Genomic DNA, 22,166 nt, shown 5'->3' on the forward strand with positions numbered 1-22,166 from the left:
CTTCTAATACTTAGAAAAGTGTTTACAATTACAAAAAACAATAATGATTGTCAGATCTTAAGGATATTTGAAATAATTGGTATTAAGCAATAGGGCAGTTCGTGGAAGAAGGAATATGATTAAATGGGTTGAAAGAAATCAATTAAAGAGGTAAAGGAATGTTTGCTAATAAGTATAAAAAGTTAATGAAAGATTTTATAGATGAAGTAATAACTGTTGAGGATTTTGAACGTGACTATTTAAAAACATTAAAAAATGAGACGGAAAGAATCGATTACACACTATTCGAAATCTTAAACAGAGTGTTTGAAGCAGTAGATTGTTATTGGCACGAATGTCTTCCTGGACAAGAAACTGCTTTTGAAATATCCGAACAACAATTAAGAAAAGAAGTACGTGATGCATTGGTTAAAATGAATAGTTTATTGAATAGCCCTTAAAATTTATCAGTATAGTGGGATAGACTTACTTGTGAATTGGGCAGGATTGTTTAGTAAGGGTTATTATTCTGTTGTGATGATTTCTATGGAAATCATTTGTACCAGGGGGGAATTATGAAGAAAATAATAAAACTTCTCATTTTAGGGATTCTAGGGGTACTCTTAATATTTATGATTATAGGATTAATTTCTTTCTATAACGCCTCCAAGACCGAGGACCAAATACCAATTGAGATGGTAGCTTTCAATAGTTTATCTGGTCAGGAAAGTAATTTAATACCAGTAAGCCCGAAGGATTCAAATGTAAAACAAGTTCTTGTTAATAATGATATTCAAGAAATAATAGATACCAATTATGATAAAGATCAAGTGTATGCTGTTACTTTTAATAACACTGCGACAGAAGCTACTGGAAATCTTGTAGTATATGTTGGTTTAGATAAAAAAACAGTTCTTGGGAAAGGATTTACCAGTAATTAAAAAGGTGCTACCTGCATTAAATGGAGCGATTGCTGCAGAGTGGGTCGCTTCTTACTTAAGAACTGGCAGTTTTATTGAATAATAATTATGTAAAGAAAGTTTTGGAAATGTAATAACTTATGAGGTGATAGTATGAGTTTTAAAAAAGCAATATTAAAGTTTTTACTTTACTTTATAGTTTTTACAGCCTGTAACCTAATTCTTAAAACAGTTCTTTTACCTGTGCCTTTAAATATTAGTGATATTATATCTACAATACTCACGACAGGTTCAATATCTATTGGAATTGTATGGGTTGAGTATTCTTTAAGTAATAAGCAAAAGTGATTAACTACTGCTTTTAACCAATCTGGAACGATTGCTGCATAGGGGTCGCTACTTATATAAGAATTGTGCTGCTTTCCCTTAATTATATTTGGTTTATGATCTTTCGTTAAATGGGAGCGATAGCTGGATAAGTTATTGCTTTTTATGTACTTAGTATTGCGCAGCAACAAGTAGAGTGGACTCTTACTTACACAATTATGGGAGTATACTTGATGTAGTGGTTAAATAAAGAACTTATGATTAGTGACAATAAAGAGCTCATAGATATTAATGTTGTTACACAGTTACTTTCAGATACTTAATGGGCGACTAATAGAACAATGGAAACTATTGAAAAAGTATTGATAATTCGCTCTCATTTGGGATGTACATAAGCGGCAGACAAATTGGATTTGCCAGGGTTGTTACAGATAAAGCAGTATTCTCTTGGATTATGGATGTGGTAATTGATGATAATTACAGAGGAAAGGGTTGGGTCAATGGTTAATGAATTGTATATTTGAACATCCGGAAATACAATACACGGCATTCGCATTGGCTACTTCTGATGCCCATAACTTTTACAAAAAGTTTGGTTTTAAAGACAATAACTGTATGACCAGGCCCATATTAACATACTAAGTATTAATGCGAGTTTTATAACGCTTGTTACTTATTTATATATTCCCCATCGAGCGCAATCCTAGAACAAAGGATTAGCGCTTTTTTACATTTTTAGCTTCACATTTCAAATATAGATTCAAGTAGTAAATATAATCCCTATAAATTTCTACGATATGATAAAATAAGAATATACGTTCGATTTAGGTTTAATCTCGTAAATTTTAGGGGGTACTAGTGAGAGTAACTAAAGATAGCCAAGTATGGAATTTAAATAATATTTTTCCAGATGGAAGCAACTCATTTAAGTTTCAAGAACATTTAAAATACTTAGAAACCAAGGTGTGCGATTTAGAAAATTTAGTAATCAGGCGCCATTCATGTTTAGCATTAAAAATTTCATTCTTAAAGGGAGAAATTAATTTATGAAACGGGTAGATGTAACATACGTACTTCTCTTTGATGAGCAGGGCGAGAATGTATTAATGGTAAAAAATAAAGGAAAAAACTCTTCTTATTATACACTTCCTGGAGGTGCAGTTGAGCCAGGAGAAACACTTGAAGAAGCTGCAATCCGTGAAGTAAAAGAAGAAACGGGTTTAGATGTGGAGATATACGGTGTATTTTCTGTGAGTGAAGCATTCTTTGAAGAAAGGGGACATCATGCTATTTTCTTTACTTTTAGAGGGAAAATTACTGGTGGAGAAATCAATATATCATTGCCTGAAGAAATTGAAGAAATTACTTGGATGGATCCTGAGAAAGCAGAAGATTACATACATATAACCGGTACAAAGGGATTAATTAAAAGTAAAGCTTCCGTACCATACTTACTTAGAAAAACAGTTTTTAAAAGTCTTTAGCTATCGTGGGCAAATCTTTAATACGCGCTCTTTTTTTGCTTTGGGCCATTCAATGGAAGAGGGGGATTGCTCAATATTTTAATGTTTGAAATAATTGGTATAGTAAAATGATTCTTAATTATATTTCTAGGAATTTAGAGGTGGAATAATATGCCTAAAATTGATAATATGTTAGCCATTTTATGGATGCTTCGTTCAGGGAAAAAAATAACTGCGAAACAAATTTCAGAAAAGTTAGAAATAAATATAAGGACTGTGTATCGTTATATTGATACAATTTCAACAAGTGGCGTACCTATCATTTCAGAACCAGGACATAACGGTGGATACACTTTATTGAACAATTTTATTGAGGCTCCTCTTTTTTTTGATTTTGAGGAACAAACTTCACTAGTTCACGCGGCTGTTTTTGCAGAAGAAGCAGGATATTATGGAGGTGACGCACTAAATAGGGCCATTTCAAAACTCAGTAAACACTCAAATAAAGAGCAGGAATCAAAGATAAACCAACAATTAACTAGTCTTGAAGTAATAAGTCGATTAAGTTCGTTCTCTATGGAACATTTCTTGAAGGAGTTGGAGCAGGCCGTAGCTGACGGGTACTCAGTAAAAATTCTTTACCAAAAAAGTGGCGAAAAGCAATTAAATTATAGATTGGTCGATCTGTACAGAATTATTTATTGGAATAATAAGTGGTATGTAATTGGATTTTGTCATCTTAGGAATGATATCCGTAGTTTTAGAGTAGATCGAATGGAAAGTCTAATGCTAACGGAAAATAGGTTTAACCAACCAGAAAATTTTCCAGCACGTGACTTCTTCATAAAAAGCCTTCTTCCAACTATAGAAGATAAGGAAGGGGTTATTTCTTTAGTTATTAATGGAGATAAAAGTGTATTATCTGATATATGCCAACATTGGTTTTTAGGACATTATTTACAAGAACGGACTTCATATCAAGCTGTTTTTCTTCTTGAAAAAGATGTGATACATACATATGTACCTTATTTACTTTTACCGTACAATAAATCTATTAAAGTTATTGAGCCAATAAGTCTTAAGCAAAAACTCATTGAAGTTCTGTCAGATTTAATAAAATTTCATCAAGTATGATAACTTCCCTGACGTTAAGTGTCAGGGAAGTTATTTTATAATAGCTATATCAATTGTGATTGGAGTGTTATAAGATGCAAACCAAAAAAGTTTTTCTATATGTATTTACTACAATGTCGGACTGGGAATATGGATATTTAATTGCTGAACTAAACTCAGGAAGATATATCAAAAAAGATTTAGCACCTTTAAAAGTAATTACAGTAGGAGCTAATAAAAAAATGATTACTACTATGGGAGGACTGAGCATAAAACCAGATATTTCCCTTGATGACTGTACTTTTGAGAGTAAAGATCTTTTAATTTTACCAGGAGGGACTACTTGGGCAGAAGATATTCATCAACCTATCTTAGAGAGAATTGATCAAGCTTTAAAGCTTGGGACTATTGTTGCTGCAATTTGTGGTGCAGTTGAGGCCCTCGCAAATATGGGATACTTAGATACTAGAAAGCATACAAGTAATAACTTAGAATATACAAAAATGGTATGTCCTAACTATAAAGGAGAAAAGTCCTATGAGTTGAAATCTGCGATATATGATGGGAATTTAATTACTGCATCTGGAATAGCTCCCTTGGAATTTGCAATGGAGGTACTAAAAAAAATAGAAATTTTTACTCCAGATACATTACATTCATGGTATAACCTAAATAAGACTCATAAACCTGAATACTTCTTCCAGTTAATGAAATCCATTAATAAATGACGTAACTGAAAAAACTCAATTTCTCTTTTTAGCTTATTTGTAGAGAAGTTGAGCTTTTTTATTTAACATTTCCTTATCGTTGTATATCTGCATTAATCCATCTATTAATAATACGATGAACGCAGATGTGATGTTATAGTATCAGGTAGAGAACATATTCGCTTCATCTCTTAAGTGTGCCAATAAAGGATACTTCTATGAGCTATTAGGCAGTTGGCAGGCTGAGAGGGATTATGGTTATAAAGTAGATGAATCAATGAATGGTGAAAAACACTCTGATAACACTTCAGTCGAAAGTATGAATTGAAGTGTTATTTTTACTTGGCTTTTCCAAAATCCATAATCTTAACCTTCGATTTTATATTAATATCCATTGAGCTGTATAATTGATCCCAGTTTGTTTCCTGCCATTGTTGATAGGTCATATTGTTTCTTACATATTTACCTATACCTATAGGATCACAACCAAATTCTTGTAGCTGCCCCATAAATTCATTTGTACGATTATTTAAATATTCTTCAATTTTTTTTTCAATTATCTTTTGATTTTTTTCCTCGCTTAAGTTCATTGAACCAGTATACTCTAATAAACTAATCTCTAACTCTACATTTTTCTTCAGTTCAACCGTGTCATTTTTCATTTTTACACTTGTATTCGAGTCACTTTTTTTGTAATTGAACGTTACTCTGCTTTGTAAAAGTTTGTCATCTTCCTCCTCCTCGCCAACAGACACATTTAGATTAATAATCCCCTTATTTATATCATCCCTTAAGTAAAATAAGATTAGGGATTGACCCATATTGATCTTTTCTACGTATTTATCCTTCTTAAATAAACCGTACCCAACAATCGCTTGTTTTTTATTTTGAATTGATATTATTGGAAGAAAAGGATCTATGCCATCGTCATAATAATCACGAAAGAATTGAAATGTATGGTAGTTTACTGACTCTTTTTCAGCTTTTAATTTATTGAACATGGATAATAAATAAGAAGCACTTGAATCCCCTTCCTTTGATTCAAATGTTAACAAATCAAAACCATTGTCTTCCGCAATTGCTAGGTTGACATGCGACCCAATATTAGGATCTCGTTTAAAAGTATCTAGAATCTGGAGGATTCCTTTTTCAGCTAATTCTCTTCCTAATAATGCTAAATGAACCTGTCCACTAACTACTTGGAGGTTAGATAAGTTAGTAAATTTCATACGTGCATCTTTACTTGATTTTGATTGAACGCTTAATATATCGTTAGTTAATTCCCCTTCATTATTTATGATTGGATAGTTTATAGTCACCTGTAAAGGTTCTTCCTCATTTTCAGATAAATCGTAAGAAATCACATTAATTAATGCTAGTTCTTCTACAATTTGCTTTCTTTCTCCACAAGCGCTTAGAAGCAATACAAGTAAAATTAATATTATCCTCATTGGGAAATCTTTCTCCTTGATTTTAAGAAATTTTCGATAAAAATTATTAGTAGAAGAAGGATAGGGATTATCATTGCGAGACTAGAAAGGATGTAAGTAAACCACTTTAACCATAAATCCACATCTCTTAATACTTTTGGAATGAGAGAAATAAAATATCCTACCAATAATACAACAATATTAATAATTTTTGAATTTACATTATGATTCACTTGTTTAATCATTACTGTGGCTGCCCAAAAATACATAACAATCGTTATTAAAACTTTTAAAGAAAACAAGGAAAAGATGGCATTTTCCACTCGTTCAATAAAAGGAATATCGATAGACTCTAAAATTGTAATGACAGGATACATTTCCATCTTCAATTGTTCAAAACTGAAAAAACCAAAGCTTACGAAGGATACACCTAAATAAATAATGGTTGTTATTGCATTACCAATAAAAATACTTTTAGTCCACTTTTTTTGTACGTATGGGAACAGCAATAATGATAGCTCAAAGCCAAGAAAAGCAGTATAAACATTCATACCGTCTTTAAATATAGATTTTTCACCTTGAAACAGGAATGGTGTCAACCTAATCAACTCAAACTCTTTAATTGGAAACGCTAATAGGAAAACAGTCCATATGGTGATAAAAAACAAAGCAGTTGTAGTTTTACCTATATGATAAATACCTCCTGTTAACAGCATAAACGATAGAAGAAGTGCCATACCGAAAAAGACGAAGAAAGGTGTTTCTTGATAAAACAAAATCTTTAATAAAATGATATATTTTTTGGTAACTAATACAGCAAGGACAATAAACACTATAGATACAGCTAAATAAAATGGAATAAGAAACCATCTAAAAATATTCGACTCTAGAATTTCAAAAATTGAACGTCCATGTCCGAATTTATAGCAGAGAGATATTAATAATATATTAATGTTTATAATGATAAACACAATAATTAAACCAGCCCACCCGTTTGTACCAAATGCTTCTGCCGTTAACCGTGGAATACTAAATAGAGTAACGCCTGATTGGGTCATATATATTAATATTGCTATTTGAAACGGGTGGAGCCTCTCATTCATATTCCTCACCTATTTCTTCATTTTGTTAATATCTTTATTTTTAGATCTAGATTGGACAGGTCTCTCTTTTATAAAACTAAATGGAGCGCGAATAATCGTGTCAATCCAATCACCAAGATATGTAGGGGAGACCGGAATGAAATATGGAGCTTTCAAGTTCGTTATCCCATTTATGTGAATAATAAATAAACCCATACCAAATGCTAAACCGATATTTCCCCAAAGAGCAGCTATCAAAATAAAACAAAAACGAATGATTCTAATGGAACCACTCATTAAATAGCTTGGTATTACAAAGGACGCAATAGCAGAAGTAGCGACTACAATAATTAAGATGTTACTTGTAATACCAGCTTCTACAGCAGCTTGCCCAATAACGATTCCCCCGACAATTCCAATCGTTTGTCCTATCTTAGTTGGGAGCCTTGCTCCTGCCTCCCGTAAAAATTCTATAACGAATTCTAAAAACAAGGCTTCATAAATAGGTGGAAAAGGCACCTTGCTTCTGGATTCGATAATACTAGGTAGCAGCTTTTGAGGAATCATTTCATAATGATATGTTAAAATACCTACATAAAATGCAGAAAACGTTAGCGTAATAAAAAGCGCTAAGTATCTTAATAATCTTATAAATGTCGAAGTAATCCACCTTTGATTATAATCATCAGGTGATTGCATAAAATCAAAAAAACTAGAAGGGCTACAAAATACATATGGACTTTCATCAACGATTCCGATTACCTTACCAGCAAATAGCTTGGAGGCAACTACGTCTGGTCGTTCCGTTACAAAAAATTGGGGAAAAGGCGAGTATGGGTTATCATCCATAAGCTGTACTAATACGTTTGTATCCAGCACCCCTTGAACCTCAATAGAGTTTATTCTCTCCTTTAATAATTCTACAAATTCAACATTTACAATATCCTCAATATACATGATGGTTACATTTGTCTTGGATATCTCTCCAACAGAGAGGACAATCGATTTTAAATGAGAACTTTTTACTCGTTTTCGAATAAGAGAAATATTTTTATCTGACGATTCAATAAAAGCTACATGTGGTCCGAGAATAATTGACTCTGTTTCTGATTCTTCAATAGTTCTTGTTTCAGAGCTCGTTGCAACAATAGTGAATGCTTCACACTTATAGAAAATAACTATGTTTCCATTTAGAACTTCTTTAACTCCTTCTTTATTGGATGAAATTTTCTTGGTATCTAACTGCGTAATTAGGGACTCGATTTGATTTTCAGATAAATCTCTAATTTTAGAGATAATATGTCTATCGAGAATTTGTTCATCAATCATATTTTTAAAATATAGAAGCTCCAAAGATGTATTTGTAAACTTTCTATGCGTAAGGTCAGAGCAATTATGAAATTGTGAAATGATATGATCTTTACTGAGTTCAATTTCTGTTTGTTTGTCTGTTTCTTCTGATGAATTAATCTTATTATCTGGTTTCATTGCTTACCCCGTAGTACTTTTATCCTTATTATGAACAGTTTCATCCGTTTTACTCGCTTTTGATATAAAGATGAGTAGGTATTCGTTTTTAAGCATCAATTCTCATTACAATTAGAAACAAAAGATATTGAAAAAAGAAAAGCAAAAGGAATACCTAACTTATAAATTAAGTAATTAGATTATTCAGTTTGTGAAATTAAGGTCTTGAAGTAAATAGGAGAGATTGTAGTACATTGGGATTGTTCCGTACATAATGACTGGTTGATTAACTATGAATACTTTAAAGGCGTTTGAATGTATAGACTAGCATACAGAAAAGGGAGATTTAAATGGTTAGATACTAGACGAATTAATTTTTGTTGCAAAATAAACATTAAATGTTACTAAGAATATTTAGTGATGGTGACACATTTGGGGAAGAGATATATGGCATGGGAATAGAAGAAAGTGGAGTACCAATTAAGGTTTAAATCGATTACAAAACATATTAGAAAAAAAACTTTGCTAAATATCTATTTTGCTGGTTATGAAAAAATGTCCTTCAATGCAATACTTAAATACCTCTTATGGTTTGCCTATGTGGGAAAATTAGATTTAATAGTAGTTTTAACTTCACTGGAAACTCTGTAATATTATTGATTTTGCAAATAAGATAATGCTTTGAGATCCAGTGAGAGTGCTGGTAACAATTTTTTTTGTGCTTTAAAATATAATAGAAGAACTGAAAAGAAGCATTATGTATGTAAATTAAAAAAATGCAGGAGTGAGGTGTAACATGCAATATGATGTAAAGAATTCTGAAGAATATTTAGAATTGCTTGAAGAAGATTGGCGAAAAGAGAAACTTCTCTTGATACGACACATGATCTTCACATATGCACCCGAATTAGAAGAGGTGATTCGCTATAAGATGTTGAATTATGGGAAAGATGATAACTATGTCTTTGCATTAAACGCGCAAAAACATTATGTCAGCCTCTATGTCGGTTCAATAGAAAAGATAGGAGATGCAGACACGTTATTAGCAGGCTATAACTATGGAAAAGGCTGCATTCGCGTTAAAAAATCGATAAAAATTGAAGATACAGAACTGGAACAATTTATACATAAAACCGTTGATATGTGGCGTGCAGGTGATGACACTGCTTGTTAATATTGAATGAGAGAATAACAGACTTTCTAGTAAACATTGGTTATCCTTTAATTGAAAGATAATATTTTTAGTACTCAAATATAGGGCGCGTTTTTCTAAAAACGCGTCTATTTATTTTAGGTTGTGGTGTTGAAGGTGGAGTTAGAGATGTCAAATTTATTACGTAAACTTGCTCACAGTTAACGGAATTTATTGAAGAATCTTCAGCAATCAGGCTCAATGGTGTTTAATATTAAAAAGAGAAATATACTTTTTACAAATTAATTTTCAAAAAATAGGTTGAATGAAGCTAGGTGAAAGTATGATTTGGATGTATGTTGGAGTATCAATTATTATCTTTATTGGTAGTATTCTTATTATCCAAGGGTTTAAACTTACTAAAGCTAATTATAAAGAAGAAAAATATATTAATGGTACTGCTATATATAATGTAGGAATAGTCGAATCTGTTGTATTATTTTTGCTTACTTTATTATTTAAATATATCCCATTTTGGTTAATGAGAGGAGTTTTGATTTTATTCGGTTTAGTTATTATCATGTTGGGAATTCTCATTTTATTATTTGGTTAATGTAACTAAAATTTGGGTGTATTAAGTGAAAGGGTACTTTAGAAAAAAACTAATGATTAACTTTGTAGCTATTTCGCATGTTTAAATATTCAGCAAACGAGCGCAATCCTAAAACAAGGATTAGCGCTTGTTTTCTTTTTAGAGGAAAAAATACATATTGTAGGAGTTTTTAGATTATGAAATAATTGGAATTAAGCAAACGTCCAGGTTTATTGAAGAGTGAAATAAAGAAGGTGTTAAAATGGGGAAGTTATTTTTTTATAGTGACCAAGTAGTTGAATCTCCGGGTAATCGAAGGTTAGACAACATTCTTTTGACGAATAAGGATTTAAAGAGTATCAAAATTGGTTATATTCCTTCTACTGATGACAAGGAAAAGATTTTTTTCAATACTAAAGTAAAGTATTACCGAAATTACGGAATCACAAATATTATGTATTTTGACCTTTATGATGAATTTAATTCAGTAAAGATTAATGAACTAATTCAGTGCGACATTATTCATCTTTCTGCGGGAGATTCAATTAAATTTAGCGAAGCTATCAAACAACGTAATATGGAAATAGTTTTAAATAATTATTATAAACAAGGAGGAACAATAGTAGGGGTAAGTGGTGGAGCAGTACACTTGGAATATCTACGAAATTATTTCAGATATTTATAGGGGATAAAGGAATTGGAAAATCGACATTACAACTAGTTGAATTTGAGTTTCTGCCACACTACAACCGCTGGAATGATAAATATAAAACAGAAGTTCATAATTATGCTAAAACTAGTGGAACAACAGTTTATGCTGGAAATGATGGAGACGGAATTATTGTTGAAGATAATAAAGTACAAATAGTAGGTGACATTGTTGTCATTAGTGGTAACGAATAGATTAATTGTTTATTCAATTAAAGCGATTGAAGCATGTTCTATCGCTTCTTACTTAGGAACAGGGCAGGTTTGTGATAGGAATTTACTTACATTTAGGGAGCTAGGATAGGAATGAGTATTCAAATTGAACCTTCTAAAGAACAAATAAATATGTGGATTAGGAAATTTGTCCCTGATAAAGATTTCTTTTTTATTGATGAAAGTGCCTTAACTGATCTGGAAGAATATTTAGCTGATGTGTTATTAATTCCAAGAGAGGAATTTTTTCATCATTCTTCCTACAAGCAAATTGACCTTATTAATAGTTTTATGTATTGGAACATATCAAATAAGGCTAACAATGTCATTGTGGCAGATTCTCAATGGGTTACAAAATTACCTTTACTAAAAAGAAAAAGAATATTACAAGCCCAAAGTAATATGAGAAGGGGTTTAGTATTACCGATTGATAGTCTTTCTTTTACTAAAAGCGTTCCTAAAGAATATGTCGTATCTAAAAATGAAGAATTCTTTCTTGTCCTTCAACAAGATATGTGGGGAAATATGTCATATGAGTTAAAAGAAAGTTTATTATGTTCCTACGCAAAAAGGTGGGATAACGGGTCTTGCTTTGAAGTCCCTGAAGATACTCCTTTACATATCAAAAAATACACTAATAAGTTTTCAACCATTTCAGGTAGTAACTGTTTATCCTCTACATTATTCGCAGTCACAAAACAGGATTGGGTTATTAAGGAGTGGGTACATCAAAAAACTTTTGAACTTGCATTAGAAAGAGTAGGTTATTCCCTGATAAAAAGTGTGGAGGGAATATCTAATGGAGACGTAATTACTTGGGTAAATCCTAAAAATGTTATTCAGCACGCATCGTATCATATTTCAAATCACCTATTCTTCAATAAAGACGGACAGACTTTCTTCAATCCTTGGAAAGTCACTCACTTAAATCAATTAATTGAAGAATGGAAGGAATATGAAATGAACATTTATCGGAAAAAGATTATTTAATACTTGTGTTTAGGAGTGTTAATGCTCCTACATGAGCAATTGCTACGAAGCAGAAGCTCCTTAAATTTGTTTCTGGCAATGATTATTGAATGTGAAGTAAGGAAAAAGACTCCCCTGGAGGTTGTAAATAATGTTTACTTTTCTATCACTAATCAATTATTTTATATCTTTAGATATTTTTAAATTAAATAACAAACAAGGCTTAATTTATTAATTAATAAAATATTAAAGGTCACAAAGATAGTACTGTTTTTAATAATAGTATTTATCGGTTACCTATTTGCGTGGGTTACCGGAGATAAACCTTTTTCAAAAAATGATAAAAGACGGACACCTTGAGCATTATCAAAAGGATATTGAATTCATTCGTGAACATGGTAGAGAGTGGTTTTAATCAGAGTAATTAATTGTATTTTGAGGGCCTTGACTATTGGATATCTCGAGATTAAGTCTTAAACAATCGGGGGCGATTGTAGCACAGTGCCTAGCCCCTTATTTAAGAAAAGGGAAGGATTAGTTAGCGTGGGAGCATAAAAGGGGGAAAGTTAGCATGTTGATTAATAATTATGATATTAGTAATTTAATTGCATCAACTAAATCTAGTCAAAGTTACATTCTTGCAATTGATGGACTAAGCCGTTCGGGAAAAACGACTTTTGTAGAACATTTAAGTGATCACTTGAAAAAAGTAAGTATTGATTTCACTACCATTCATATTGATAATCACATCGTTAAGCGAAGTCAGCGTTATAATACTGGATTTGAAGAGTGGTATGAGTATTTTTATTTGCAGTGAGATGTGGAAAAATTAAGGAAGAACTTATTTGAAAGACTTAAAGAAAGACATCATGTTGAACTACAGTTTTATGATAATGAAACTGATGAACATGATACTAGAAAAATTAAGTTACCTCAAGGGGGACTGATTATTATAGAAGGAGTTTTTCTCCAACGTAAGGAGTGGAAAGACATCTACGACAAAGTATTATTTTTGGACTGTTCGCGACAAAAAAGATTCGATCGTGAATCAGAAGAAACAAGGCTTAATCGCGAAAAATTTGAAATAAGATACTGGAAAGCAGAAGAATATTATATTAATACCTTTAACCCAATAAATAATGCTGACGCTATAATTGAGACGTAGTTCTGTGTTTGAAGGAATCTGAATGGAAATTTAGCAAACTGGGAGGAAGAATTATAGATTAGGCTGCAATTTTAGGTGGCTTTATTTAACTAAACCCAAAGGAATTATAATATCCAAATAGAATATAAATCTAACAGTTACACGATAGGGGACTTTTATGTTAAAGGCTTGTTGGAAGTACTTCCTTTATATCCTGAATCATAAACTAAATGTGCTTATTGAATGCTGGAAAGAAGGATTATACATACAAGGCATTATTCATGATTTGTCAAAATTCTCACCAAAAGAGTTTTTTCCATATGCAAAGAAGTTTTTTTATAATGGAGACAAAAGTGCTGATGATGAATTGAAATGGAGATATGCCTGGCTGCACCATCAACATAAAAATAAACATCATTGGGAATATTGGGTTGTCGATCCAAATAATAAAAAGGCTTTGCCTATCCCCAGAAAATATCTTATTGAAATGGTATGTGATTGGCGTTCGTTCTCAAGAAACTGGGGAAGAAAGGTCAAAAACTCTACCTTAGATCTTACCAACAAAATTATTTTACACCCTGATACAAAAAAAGAACTTGAGGAAATTATTAGAACTATAAGAGAAGATGGTGTAAAAGAGATAAGCTGAATTGCTCGTAAAAAATGTGATCATCTATAAATGATTCTTCAACTATCTGGGAGTGATTACAGTTCAATGGTTCGCTCCTCCCTCCTTACATAAGGATTGGGCAGTTTTGTTGAAGAAAAAGAGTTTTTTAGGGGGTATATATGCGAATAAAAATTATAATAGCCTTGGAATTAATAGTATCAGGTTGTAATCAGGAGGTTTCTCAACACCCAATAGTCCATAGTTTAGAGGGCATTGAAAAATTCCCATATGATTTTAAACTACCTACTTATTTACCTTATGATGTAAAAGAAGTAAGGATATATGATTACTTTCAAGTTATAGAAGAGTTGCCTGAAAAATTAGCGGATGCCAAAACCAATGATTTTGCTTTATCAATTGGCATTGGTGGTAATTCGGAGGAACTTATCTTTATAGAAATGACACCACCTTTGAACAATAGAAATTCAAATCATCCAAATTTAAAACAAGTTGCATTAAGTGGTAATAGAGAAGGGTTTTACTCATACGATAACAACAGACAAACTCTATCCTTAAACGACGAAGGATTAAACTACAACATCATTGTTTTTACTCATCAAGAAGGAAAAGAACTGTATTCACAAGAAGAATTGATTAAGATTGGAAATTCTTTAACTTTAGTAAATAGATAAGCTTGGTGATAAGTCGGACATTCCACCTTAGTGTTTCGGCTTTTAACAAGAACTAAAAATCTACAATAATAGTTCTTTATTCAACAATCTGGAGCTTTTATTGAATAAGCCTATTATTCACTAATAAAAAGACCGACTCTTTGTAAAGTCGGTCTTTTTGTGCGAATCTCCTTGTGAATTAGCAAGCCTCTTATTGGTGATTACATTATGAGATTATACATGATATTTTTCTGTTTGCACCTCACAAGTAAACCCGTTACTAAGGAGCAAGATTGTATCTTATGTAAATATGCCCGTCTCTAAAGTGCATGACCAGACAGTCACTTTTACAACTTTTAATGGCTTTGTTTTACCGACTCTCTAGGTATGAAGGGATTGGGTGTGCTTTTGGGTATTTTAACAGGATTGTCTTTTAGAACTGTAAATAACAAGCAGCCTGCAATAACAATGACACTGCCGACAGCTTGAATCAATGTCATTTTCTCTCCTAGAAAAGCAAAGGCTAAAACGGCTGTAAAAACGGGATTGAAATTCAAGAACAATCCTGAAGTATTGGGTCCCAGTTTATTCACTCCGATATTCCAAAGGACCATACACAGGACGGTTGAGACCAGGCCAGTATACAAAATGGATTGAATAAATGATGTATCTATGTTCGTTACCTTGAAGCTTGATATGTTAAAAGGAAGCAGGACAATAAGTCCGAATATCCCGGAGTAAAGAATCGACATCATCGGTGTGACGGTGGTCATCGCCCATTTGCTGCAGACCGAATAAATTCCCCACATTCCCACAGCTACCATCATATAGAAGTCCCCCACATTAAATTTCATCAATAATAACATTTCATAGTTCCCCTTTGAAAGGACAAGCATAACTCCAAATAATGAGACGAACATGGAAAGGAACTGAAGTGGATTCATTTTTTCCTTTAGAAAAAAGAATGAGAAAGCAGCAATTGAAAACATATTTAAAGTAGAGATTAACCCAACATTCGTTGCAGATGTTTTTTCTAGAGCCATGAATTGCAGTGCCTGAAATAGGGCTACACCGGTAACGCCCATTAAAAACAGGGGCAATAGGGCTTCTTTTGATGGGAACAGCTTTCTTTCTTTTCGCCAAACAAGCGGGACCAGGCAAATAATCGCAATCCCCCATCTTAAAATGGTCAAGGTTCCAGGGGAAGCATGATCTACAAGTGTTTTTCCCACTATAAAATTTCCGCCCCAAAGAAAGCTGGTTAATAGCAATATAGAATAATATTTCAAATCGTTTAGCCCCTTTTTGTTTCTATAGGATGTGTTTATGCTTAGAGGTTGTTTTTGCATTCTTGTAGCCTGGAGCGCAAATCAACAGACCAGCTAAAAAAGTTTTTTTATATTAAGTGATAGAGCTAAATGCACAATGACAGAGTCTATATGAAATATCTTATCATTTACCTTCAAAAACAAAAGAACAATTTGTATAATTAAATAAACTCAAAATAAATGAAAGAATAAAAGATTATTAGTTTAAATAATTCATTTTAAGATTGTGGATTTGTGTATTGTTGGAATAATTGAAAAGGTGGAATTAATTGTGGAATCGATTGTAAGCAAAGTTTTGGACAATGTGGATATTAAAATCTTGGATTTACTGCAAAATGATGCTCAGCTAAGCAATCTGGAGCTTTCAAAACGGGTAAATTTATCGGCGCCAGCTGTACATGCAAGAATCAAGCGGTTAGAGGCGGAAGGATACATAAAAAAGCAGGTCGCCATTTTAAGTCATGAAAAGCTGGGCTTTGATCTATTGTGCTTCGTTTTTATGAGCACCAATCTGCATCTGGCTGAAAAACTGGAATTTCTTGAGAAAACATTGGAATCAATGGAGGAAGTTCTGGAGTGCCATTGTTTAACAGGGGAGTACGATTATTTATTAAAAGTAGCCTGCAAGGATCGTAAGGGGCTAGAGATGTTCATTAGAAGGTTGAATGAATTGGGGATTACCAAAATACAGACAAGTTTAGCACTAAGGGAGATTAAGGATTCGACTGTGCTGCCGATACAGGAGGGGCGTTTATAAAAAATGACCTTATCATGTATGTTGCAGGTGGTGGTATTACACCAAGTTATAAAGAGTTAACGTTCAATGGTGAAACTTATCCATTAAACCCCTCTGTTCAACCAGATGTAAAAAACGGAAAGATAAAAGGCGTTGGAATAATTAGTGATGATTTTTCCGAAAGTACTGGGATAAAGTTTTAAGTAATTTATTCTGTTTATTCAAGAAAAGGGCGCGATCCTGTAACAAGGATCAGCGCTTATTTTATTTTGGAAAAGATTAAGAATTACATATTGTAGGAATTTTTAGATTATGAAATAATTGGTATTAAGCAATAGATCAAAGGTTTTTTCAACAGTAATAAAACTATTAAAAAATGCTTTCATCAAAAATATATATGGAGGAATAGTTATGTGGGTAATATTAGGGGTCATTGCAATAGTAGTAACTTTTATAAATCTTTATATGTATGCAGTAGGAAAGGATTATAAGATCGCAATGGCGTTAGGGTTATCGTTTACAGCATTAACACTTTGTGCAGAATACAGCCTTGTATCGATGTGGGTAGAAGTGGAAGATTGGGCAGCTTTAATGGATGTAGTACCTGGTATGGAAAGGGCATTATGGTTTCTGACTATTGTTTCTATCTTACTAAATATAGCGCCTATATTTTTAGAACGAAAAGGTAAGAAATAATATACATAAACTTTAAATCTACATAATTTATATATTAGATTAAGTACATCATGGACTTTAATCTATTGTTTGAAATGATAGTATCCGTACCTTCTAGAGATAAATTGACAGGCTATCAGGAGCTTGGAAAAATTAAATATCCGTCTTCAAGGAAATAAGAAGAGGAGGAGTTGGCGAGATGGAGAATCTTAAAAGGTTACATATACTTAATGGGCAAGAGATGTACAATGATTTTGAAAAAAGAAATTTTCTGAATAACGAGATGATGATTCCCTTTAACGAGGCCATGTGTTTTGGAAATGTATGCGAAAATTTGTTTTCAGAGAAATTCAACAACATGCGCGCGAAAGCTCATCATGTAACGGAAGCTCAATATAGAGAAATAACATTAAGACCATTGGAGGTCCTCTTTAACGGGAGTTTTACACACATTGAGTTATGGTTTGATGCTGATATGTTTTGTCAAATGAATGTACTTACTGTTTTAGCTTTGCTAGATCAAAAAGAATATAATGGTCCAATTGACCTTCATGTAGTTGATGAACAATCGGATTATTCCCTTAAGGCTAAGGGATATTTTCAACTTTATAAACAAGTTTTCATTAACAAAAAAATGCCAACCACGGTCTATCCAGAGGTTTTAAAAAGGGGATTGAAAGATACTTACATTTTCTAAATAAAAATAGTGAATTGATGGTTTACATTCAAAATCATTTGGATACTCCAGAAAAAAAACTTGTAGCTTCACTTCTTAAGAATTTTAAACAATATGGATTAGGTGATACACAATACTTTGAGATAATTCAACAACTGAAGAAGGAAGTATAAATATAAGAAAGGAGAAAGGAGATTCTTTCATGAGTTCTGCCTGAAAGTCAGGACCAGTCTCTGTCGCCTTATCCTTTCATGGGCTCAAATGCCTAACCGTAAACGTATGAAGATTAGAAATCAGCATTTATGATGGTTTCTAATCCTTTTTTTAGTCCGTCCTGTTCCTTATCTGATAAGTTTTGCAGAACCTTATTATTCATGTCACTTGTTGCAGATTCCACTTTTTCTTTAATTTCATATGATTTTGGAGTAGCAGTTACTAAAACATTTCTACGATTGTTTGGATCTACCGACCGTTCTATCAGATTTGCTTTTTGCATTTTGTCTAATATCCCTGATATAGTAGGGGCTTCCAAATAAACCATAGCTCCAATTTGTTTAGGGGATAATTGTCCTTCTTTCCATAAACAATTCAATACACCATATTGAGCAGGGGTTACGCCATGTACCTCTAAGAGCTTGCTGAAATATTTGAACACTTTATTCTGGCTTACACTGAGTAAGAAGTTCATACAATCTTTTAATTCCATATAATCTCCTCCAATTGACAATTACTATAATAGCATGTTAGTTTTTGTTGTGAAATACTTTTGGTGCAAAAATATTTTGTGACAAAGTAAAGGGAGAGGATAGTTGTGGATAGTTTCAAGGCTATTGTAGTAAAAGAAAACGAAGATCAAGTAAATTATGGTGTAGAAAATGTTAATCTTATTAGTCTTTCTACCGGTGAGGTTTTGATTAAGGTGGAATATTCTTCCATCAATTACAAGGATATGCTTGCTGTTCAAAAAAATGGGGGCGTTATAAGAAATTATCCAATGATTCCTGGCATTGATCTAAGTGGTACGATTGTTCAGTCTTCTGATAACCGTTACACGGAAGGACAGAAAGTTGTCGTTACAGGTTTTAAAATGGGGATGAGTCATACTGGAGGTTTTGCGGAATATGCTAGAGTTCCTTCTAATTGGATTGTTCCTTTACCAGACAACTTAACACAAAAAGATGCGATGGTTTTTGGAACAGCAGGATTTACTGCAGCACTCTCCATCATGACTCTAGAAAAGAACGGTATGGATATAAATAATAATCCAAGAATTTTAGTCACGGGTTCAACTGGCGGAGTCGGAAGCATTGCACTCCAAATTCTTTCTAAAATTGGCTACAAAGAAATCTCTGCGTTGGTTCGAAAAGAACATCAAGAAGAAGTAGCAAAGTCATTAGGAGCTACAGATGTCATTTTCGCAAGTGAGTTAGGAGAGCAAAAAAAGCCACTTGATAAACAAAGGTATGATTTCGTGTTGGATACTGTCGGAGGAGAGGTAGCTTCTAGATTGATTCCGCATATTGCTTATGGCGGAAGTATGAGCATGTGCGGAAATGCTGGGGGTATTAAACTAACTTCAACAGTGTTGCCGTTTATTCTTAGAGGTATAAACCTTTTAGGAATCGATTCAGTAAATGTGCCTATTCATAAACGTGGTTATATTTGGGAGAAAATAGCTAACGAATGGAACATTTCAAAAACATCTTTAGTGAATGAAATTACACTAAATGAGTTACCTGATATCATTGAAGCGGTTAAAAATGGTCAGCATTTAGGAAGGACCATTATTAAGATATAAAGTGGAAAGTAGTATGAGGACGGTTCTCGTTCTACTTTTTTTATCTTGGAAAAAGCCCCTGTTGATGGGGCTTTTTCTGAAATTATCTTCCGCGTCGCTCTTCGGACGGCTCTTCGTCCAAGTCCGGCTCTTCTTCATCCATGTTATACGGAGTATCACGCTCACCAGGTTCTCTCACATCTCTTGGGTCTGTGTCGATATCAAGACCCCTGTTCATGTCACGATCAAGATCACGGTCATAGCGGACAGGGCGGTAGTTTACATCCTCTGGTCCATTATCAGGCTCGTTGTTCCCCATATTACATGCAGTAAGTACACTTAATGAGAAAAGAATAGACGCAAGTAAAAGCATTGATTTCTTCATTTTTATGAAACCTCCTTGTTGGTTTAAAGTGAAATCAATATTAATATTTGCTATCCAAAAATTTTTACTCTCCTTGCCAAAAATTCTCTTTGTTTTCTAAGGGATGTTTTTCTACAAAGATTTGATAACATAATTGATAGTTAATATTTATTTCCAAAAGAAGGAGCCGTGGATTAATAACTACTTCAAAATCTTTGCGAACTTGCGACAAAGGGCACCAATATTATAAAAGTAGTGATTGTCCAATCTTTCCTGTTTGTGAGAAAGAACATAAAACCAACGCTGTCTTTCTTTCAATACTTGGAGCACCAGCAAGACGGGCTTTAGAAAACAATGACATTAAGACTTTAGAGCAACTATCTAAATATATGGAGAAAGAGATTTTGCAATTACACGGTATGGGACCAGCTTCTTTACCTAAATTAAAGGCTGCATTAAGGGAAGAGGGCTTTTCTTTTAGAAACTAATCATTAATCTTTAATAACGAAGCCAGGAATGAGGTATAGTAGTGGACATTAAAGGATTAAATCATTTTTTATTTTCCGTATCTAATTTAGAAAATTCTATTGAGTTTTATCAAAATGTTTTCAATGCTAAGCTACTATTGAAAGGGCGAAAAACTGCTTACTTTGACTTAAATGGTATGTGGCTTGCACTTAACGAAGAAAAAGATATTCCTCGAATTGAAATAACCCACTCGTATACGCATATAGCTTTTTCAATAGAAGAACAAGATTATGATGAGATGTATAATAAATTAAATGTTTTAAATGTGAACATTCTTCCCGGGCGTCCTAGAAACGAAAAAGATAAGAAATCCATTTACTTCACAGACCCAGATGGTCATAAGTTTGAATTTCATACAGGCACTTTGCAAGAAAGATTGGATTATTATAGGAAAGATAAAAGTTATATGAAGTTTTACAATTAGTTGTCCTTTCTTGTACAGATATGGGTTTTTCTATATAGATCGCAGCGTCAACTACTAATTATGGAGCGGGTTGATGAAATTTTTTCAAAATCAGCAATATTCACTAAAGACATTCGAAAGAAAATAGGCTACAATAAAAAGCGTTGTTAATCTATGCTTAAGCTAGTTTAGTTTAAGAACAATAAATAAAAAATTGCATAATTATTTGATACATTACAACATTTAGGTGCCTTTGTGAAGAAAGGTTAAAAGGGAAGCTGGTGAAAATCCAGCACGGACCCCGCCACTGTAAGCGTTGAATATTGCCGAGATTATCCACTGTGCAACAGCATGGGAAGGGTCGGTGATGTGTTTGAAACGCAAGTCAGGAGACCTGCCTATTTGTTTTTAAGGATTCTGCGAGGAAAGAATGCTTAAAGTGACATTCATTTATTTTTCCAGTTTTTAACGTTTTAAAGCGAATCTTTGTGGAAGAGTTTTAAAAATTATCTGGATTGAGTGGACCTTTAAACGTCTTTTTGCAACTAGCAGAAAGGCGTTTTTTTCATGCAAAAAAACAGGAGGTATGTTTATGAGTAAAAAGACGAAACAAAGGGGCTTAACACTGGTGTACACCGGAGATGGAAAAGGCAAAACAACTTCGGCAATTGGTTTGGCAGTTCGAGCAGTAGGCAGGGGGATGAAGGTGAAGATCTATCAGTTCATCAAATCACCTGAACGTACCTATGGTGAACAGATTTCTCTGAGGAAACTAGGAGTGGAGATGGAGCAGCTGGGAATTGGTTTCACTTGGACAAAGACACCAGAAGAGCATCGAGAAGCGCTTCGCAAAGGTTGGCCAAAAGCAAAGGACGCTGTCATGAGTGGTGATTATGACATAGTTGTCTTGGACGAGTTAAATAATGCTCTAAGCATTCAAGGGTTTCCGGTAGATGATGTTCTTCCATTAAACGAAGTTCTGGCACTTATTAAGAACAAGCCTGAGCACGTTCATCTTGTCATTACAGGTAGAGATGCACCGGAAGAAATACAGGAGGCTGCCGATCTTGTCTCAGTCGTCCATGCCGATAAGCATTATTACGACAAGGGAATTCCAGCAGTTAAAGGGGTGGAATTTTAAGAAGGAGGTGG

Annotated in this window: 26 protein-coding genes, 2 pseudogenes and 1 riboswitch; of the genes and pseudogenes, 22 read left to right on the forward strand and 6 right to left on the reverse strand. The window is 33.2% G+C overall.

The window, feature by feature from the left end; genetic code table 11:
- The first annotated feature begins 158 nt into the window (after nucleotides 1-158).
- From HF078_RS15930 to HF078_RS15960, 7 genes are all read left to right on the forward strand, one after another.
- The gene (locus HF078_RS15930; protein WP_169292037.1) at nucleotides 159-440 is read left to right on the forward strand and encodes a colicin immunity domain-containing protein; all 282 of its coding nucleotides are present in this window, start codon (nucleotides 159-161) and stop codon (nucleotides 438-440) included.
- Between the two features lie 114 nt (nucleotides 441-554).
- Entirely contained in the window at nucleotides 555-920 is a 366-nt protein-coding gene (locus HF078_RS15935; RefSeq protein ID WP_169292038.1) for a hypothetical protein, read from the forward strand.
- 813 nt (nucleotides 921-1,733) lie between these two features.
- Nucleotides 1,734-1,868, forward strand: a complete 135-nt coding sequence (locus HF078_RS20940; RefSeq protein ID WP_240951777.1) for a hypothetical protein — start codon at nucleotides 1,734-1,736, stop codon at nucleotides 1,866-1,868.
- A 216-nt stretch (nucleotides 1,869-2,084) separates the two neighbouring features.
- A complete protein-coding gene (locus tag HF078_RS15945) occupies nucleotides 2,085-2,276 on the forward strand; it encodes a hypothetical protein (RefSeq protein ID WP_169292039.1) in 192 nt (63 codons plus the stop codon).
- Entirely contained in the window at nucleotides 2,273-2,710 is a 438-nt protein-coding gene (locus HF078_RS15950; protein WP_169292040.1) for an NUDIX hydrolase, read from the forward strand. Before HF078_RS15945 ends, HF078_RS15950 begins: the two co-directional genes overlap by 4 nt.
- A gap of 150 nt (nucleotides 2,711-2,860) precedes the next feature.
- On the forward strand, nucleotides 2,861-3,823 hold the full coding sequence (locus tag HF078_RS15955; RefSeq protein ID WP_169292041.1) for a helix-turn-helix transcriptional regulator: 963 nt from the start codon (nucleotides 2,861-2,863) through the stop codon (nucleotides 3,821-3,823).
- Nucleotides 3,824-3,897: 74 nt separating this feature from the next.
- On the forward strand, nucleotides 3,898-4,530 hold the full coding sequence (locus HF078_RS15960; protein ID WP_169292042.1) for a type 1 glutamine amidotransferase family protein: 633 nt from the start codon (nucleotides 3,898-3,900) through the stop codon (nucleotides 4,528-4,530).
- 317 nt (nucleotides 4,531-4,847) lie between these two features.
- Here the strand turns inward: HF078_RS15960 and HF078_RS15965 are convergent, their stop codons facing one another.
- From HF078_RS15965 to HF078_RS15975, 3 genes are read right to left on the reverse strand one after another with little or no spacing between them, the layout of a single operon-like run.
- Nucleotides 4,848-5,960, reverse strand: coding sequence for a Ger(x)C family spore germination protein (locus HF078_RS15965; RefSeq protein ID WP_169292043.1), 1,113 nt, complete (start codon nucleotides 5,958-5,960; stop codon nucleotides 4,848-4,850).
- The gene (locus HF078_RS15970) at nucleotides 5,957-7,042 is read right to left on the reverse strand and encodes a GerAB/ArcD/ProY family transporter (RefSeq protein WP_169292044.1); all 1,086 of its coding nucleotides are present in this window, start codon (nucleotides 7,040-7,042) and stop codon (nucleotides 5,957-5,959) included. Before HF078_RS15970 ends, HF078_RS15965 begins: the two co-directional genes overlap by 4 nt.
- 9 nt (nucleotides 7,043-7,051) lie before the next feature.
- On the reverse strand, nucleotides 7,052-8,509 hold the full coding sequence (locus HF078_RS15975; protein ID WP_169292045.1) for a spore germination protein: 1,458 nt from the start codon (nucleotides 8,507-8,509) through the stop codon (nucleotides 7,052-7,054).
- A gap of 775 nt (nucleotides 8,510-9,284) precedes the next feature.
- Here HF078_RS15975 and HF078_RS15980 point away from each other — a divergent pair.
- From HF078_RS15980 to HF078_RS16015, 8 genes and pseudogenes are all read left to right on the forward strand, one after another.
- Nucleotides 9,285-9,662 carry an iron chaperone gene (locus tag HF078_RS15980; RefSeq protein ID WP_169292046.1) on the forward strand — a complete coding sequence of 126 codons (378 nt, stop codon included), beginning with the start codon at nucleotides 9,285-9,287 and terminating at the stop codon, nucleotides 9,660-9,662.
- A 301-nt stretch (nucleotides 9,663-9,963) separates the two neighbouring features.
- Nucleotides 9,964-10,233, forward strand: a complete 270-nt coding sequence (locus tag HF078_RS15985; RefSeq protein WP_169292047.1) for a hypothetical protein — start codon at nucleotides 9,964-9,966, stop codon at nucleotides 10,231-10,233.
- A 241-nt stretch (nucleotides 10,234-10,474) separates the two neighbouring features.
- A complete protein-coding gene (locus tag HF078_RS15990; RefSeq protein WP_169292048.1) occupies nucleotides 10,475-10,897 on the forward strand; it encodes a hypothetical protein in 423 nt (140 codons plus the stop codon).
- Nucleotides 10,898-11,226: 329 nt separating this feature from the next.
- Nucleotides 11,227-12,123, forward strand: coding sequence for a hypothetical protein (locus HF078_RS15995; protein ID WP_169292049.1), 897 nt, complete (start codon nucleotides 11,227-11,229; stop codon nucleotides 12,121-12,123).
- Nucleotides 12,124-12,430: 307 nt separating this feature from the next.
- Nucleotides 12,431-12,517, forward strand: a pseudogene (locus HF078_RS21325) (aminoglycoside phosphotransferase); the annotation flags it as partial.
- Nucleotides 12,518-12,679: 162 nt separating this feature from the next.
- A pseudogene (locus HF078_RS16005) lies at nucleotides 12,680-13,267 on the forward strand (kinase).
- 157 nt (nucleotides 13,268-13,424) lie between these two features.
- The gene (locus HF078_RS16010; RefSeq protein WP_169292050.1) at nucleotides 13,425-13,895 is read left to right on the forward strand and encodes a DUF5662 family protein; all 471 of its coding nucleotides are present in this window, start codon (nucleotides 13,425-13,427) and stop codon (nucleotides 13,893-13,895) included.
- A gap of 140 nt (nucleotides 13,896-14,035) precedes the next feature.
- Nucleotides 14,036-14,548, forward strand: coding sequence for a hypothetical protein (locus tag HF078_RS16015; protein ID WP_169292051.1), 513 nt, complete (start codon nucleotides 14,036-14,038; stop codon nucleotides 14,546-14,548).
- A gap of 335 nt (nucleotides 14,549-14,883) precedes the next feature.
- Here the strand turns inward: HF078_RS16015 and HF078_RS16020 are convergent, their stop codons facing one another.
- Entirely contained in the window at nucleotides 14,884-15,816 is a 933-nt protein-coding gene (locus tag HF078_RS16020) for a DMT family transporter (protein ID WP_169292052.1), read from the reverse strand.
- A gap of 310 nt (nucleotides 15,817-16,126) precedes the next feature.
- Here HF078_RS16020 and HF078_RS16025 point away from each other — a divergent pair, with 310 nt between their 5' ends.
- From HF078_RS16025 to HF078_RS16035, 3 genes are all read left to right on the forward strand, one after another.
- Nucleotides 16,127-16,612 carry a winged helix-turn-helix transcriptional regulator gene (locus HF078_RS16025; RefSeq protein ID WP_169292053.1) on the forward strand — a complete coding sequence of 162 codons (486 nt, stop codon included), beginning with the start codon at nucleotides 16,127-16,129 and terminating at the stop codon, nucleotides 16,610-16,612.
- Nucleotides 16,613-17,002: 390 nt separating this feature from the next.
- A complete protein-coding gene (locus HF078_RS16030) occupies nucleotides 17,003-17,287 on the forward strand; it encodes a hypothetical protein (protein ID WP_169292054.1) in 285 nt (94 codons plus the stop codon).
- 178 nt (nucleotides 17,288-17,465) lie between these two features.
- Nucleotides 17,466-17,963 (forward strand): hypothetical protein, encoded by a 498-nt coding sequence (locus HF078_RS16035; RefSeq protein WP_169292055.1) that lies wholly within the window; start codon nucleotides 17,466-17,468, stop codon nucleotides 17,961-17,963.
- A gap of 265 nt (nucleotides 17,964-18,228) precedes the next feature.
- On the opposite strand, the gene HF078_RS16040 is transcribed toward HF078_RS16035, so the two are convergent.
- Nucleotides 18,229-18,648 carry a MarR family winged helix-turn-helix transcriptional regulator gene (locus HF078_RS16040; protein WP_169292056.1) on the reverse strand — a complete coding sequence of 140 codons (420 nt, stop codon included), beginning with the start codon at nucleotides 18,646-18,648 and terminating at the stop codon, nucleotides 18,229-18,231.
- 105 nt (nucleotides 18,649-18,753) lie between these two features.
- Between HF078_RS16040 and HF078_RS16045 the strand changes: the two genes are divergently transcribed.
- Nucleotides 18,754-19,740: an acrylyl-CoA reductase family protein gene (locus tag HF078_RS16045; protein ID WP_169292057.1), complete on the forward strand. Its 987-nt coding sequence runs from the start codon at nucleotides 18,754-18,756 to the stop codon at nucleotides 19,738-19,740.
- Between the two features lie 82 nt (nucleotides 19,741-19,822).
- Here the strand turns inward: HF078_RS16045 and HF078_RS16050 are convergent, their stop codons facing one another.
- Complete coding sequence (locus HF078_RS16050) at nucleotides 19,823-20,104, reverse strand: hypothetical protein (protein ID WP_169292058.1); 282 nt, start codon at nucleotides 20,102-20,104, stop codon at nucleotides 19,823-19,825.
- Between the two features lie 176 nt (nucleotides 20,105-20,280).
- Here HF078_RS16050 and HF078_RS16055 point away from each other — a divergent pair, with 176 nt between their 5' ends.
- The 3 genes from HF078_RS16055 to HF078_RS16065 all read left to right on the forward strand — a co-directional run bounded on the left by HF078_RS16055 (nucleotide 20,281) and on the right by HF078_RS16065 (nucleotide 22,155).
- On the forward strand, nucleotides 20,281-20,571 hold the full coding sequence (locus HF078_RS16055) for a helix-hairpin-helix domain-containing protein (protein WP_169292195.1): 291 nt from the start codon (nucleotides 20,281-20,283) through the stop codon (nucleotides 20,569-20,571).
- A gap of 41 nt (nucleotides 20,572-20,612) precedes the next feature.
- Nucleotides 20,613-21,035 carry a FosM family fosfomycin resistance protein gene (fosM, locus tag HF078_RS16060; RefSeq protein ID WP_169292059.1) on the forward strand — a complete coding sequence of 141 codons (423 nt, stop codon included), beginning with the start codon at nucleotides 20,613-20,615 and terminating at the stop codon, nucleotides 21,033-21,035.
- A gap of 207 nt (nucleotides 21,036-21,242) precedes the next feature.
- A riboswitch (cobalamin riboswitch) is annotated at nucleotides 21,243-21,430 on the forward strand.
- Between the two features lie 176 nt (nucleotides 21,431-21,606).
- Nucleotides 21,607-22,155 carry a cob(I)yrinic acid a,c-diamide adenosyltransferase gene (locus tag HF078_RS16065; RefSeq protein ID WP_169292060.1) on the forward strand — a complete coding sequence of 183 codons (549 nt, stop codon included), beginning with the start codon at nucleotides 21,607-21,609 and terminating at the stop codon, nucleotides 22,153-22,155.
- Nucleotides 22,156-22,166: the final 11 nt, after the last annotated feature.

Source organism: Bacillus sp. RO2, from assembly GCF_012911845.1.
Lineage (GTDB): Bacteria > Bacillota > Bacilli > Bacillales > Bacillaceae_I > Sutcliffiella_A.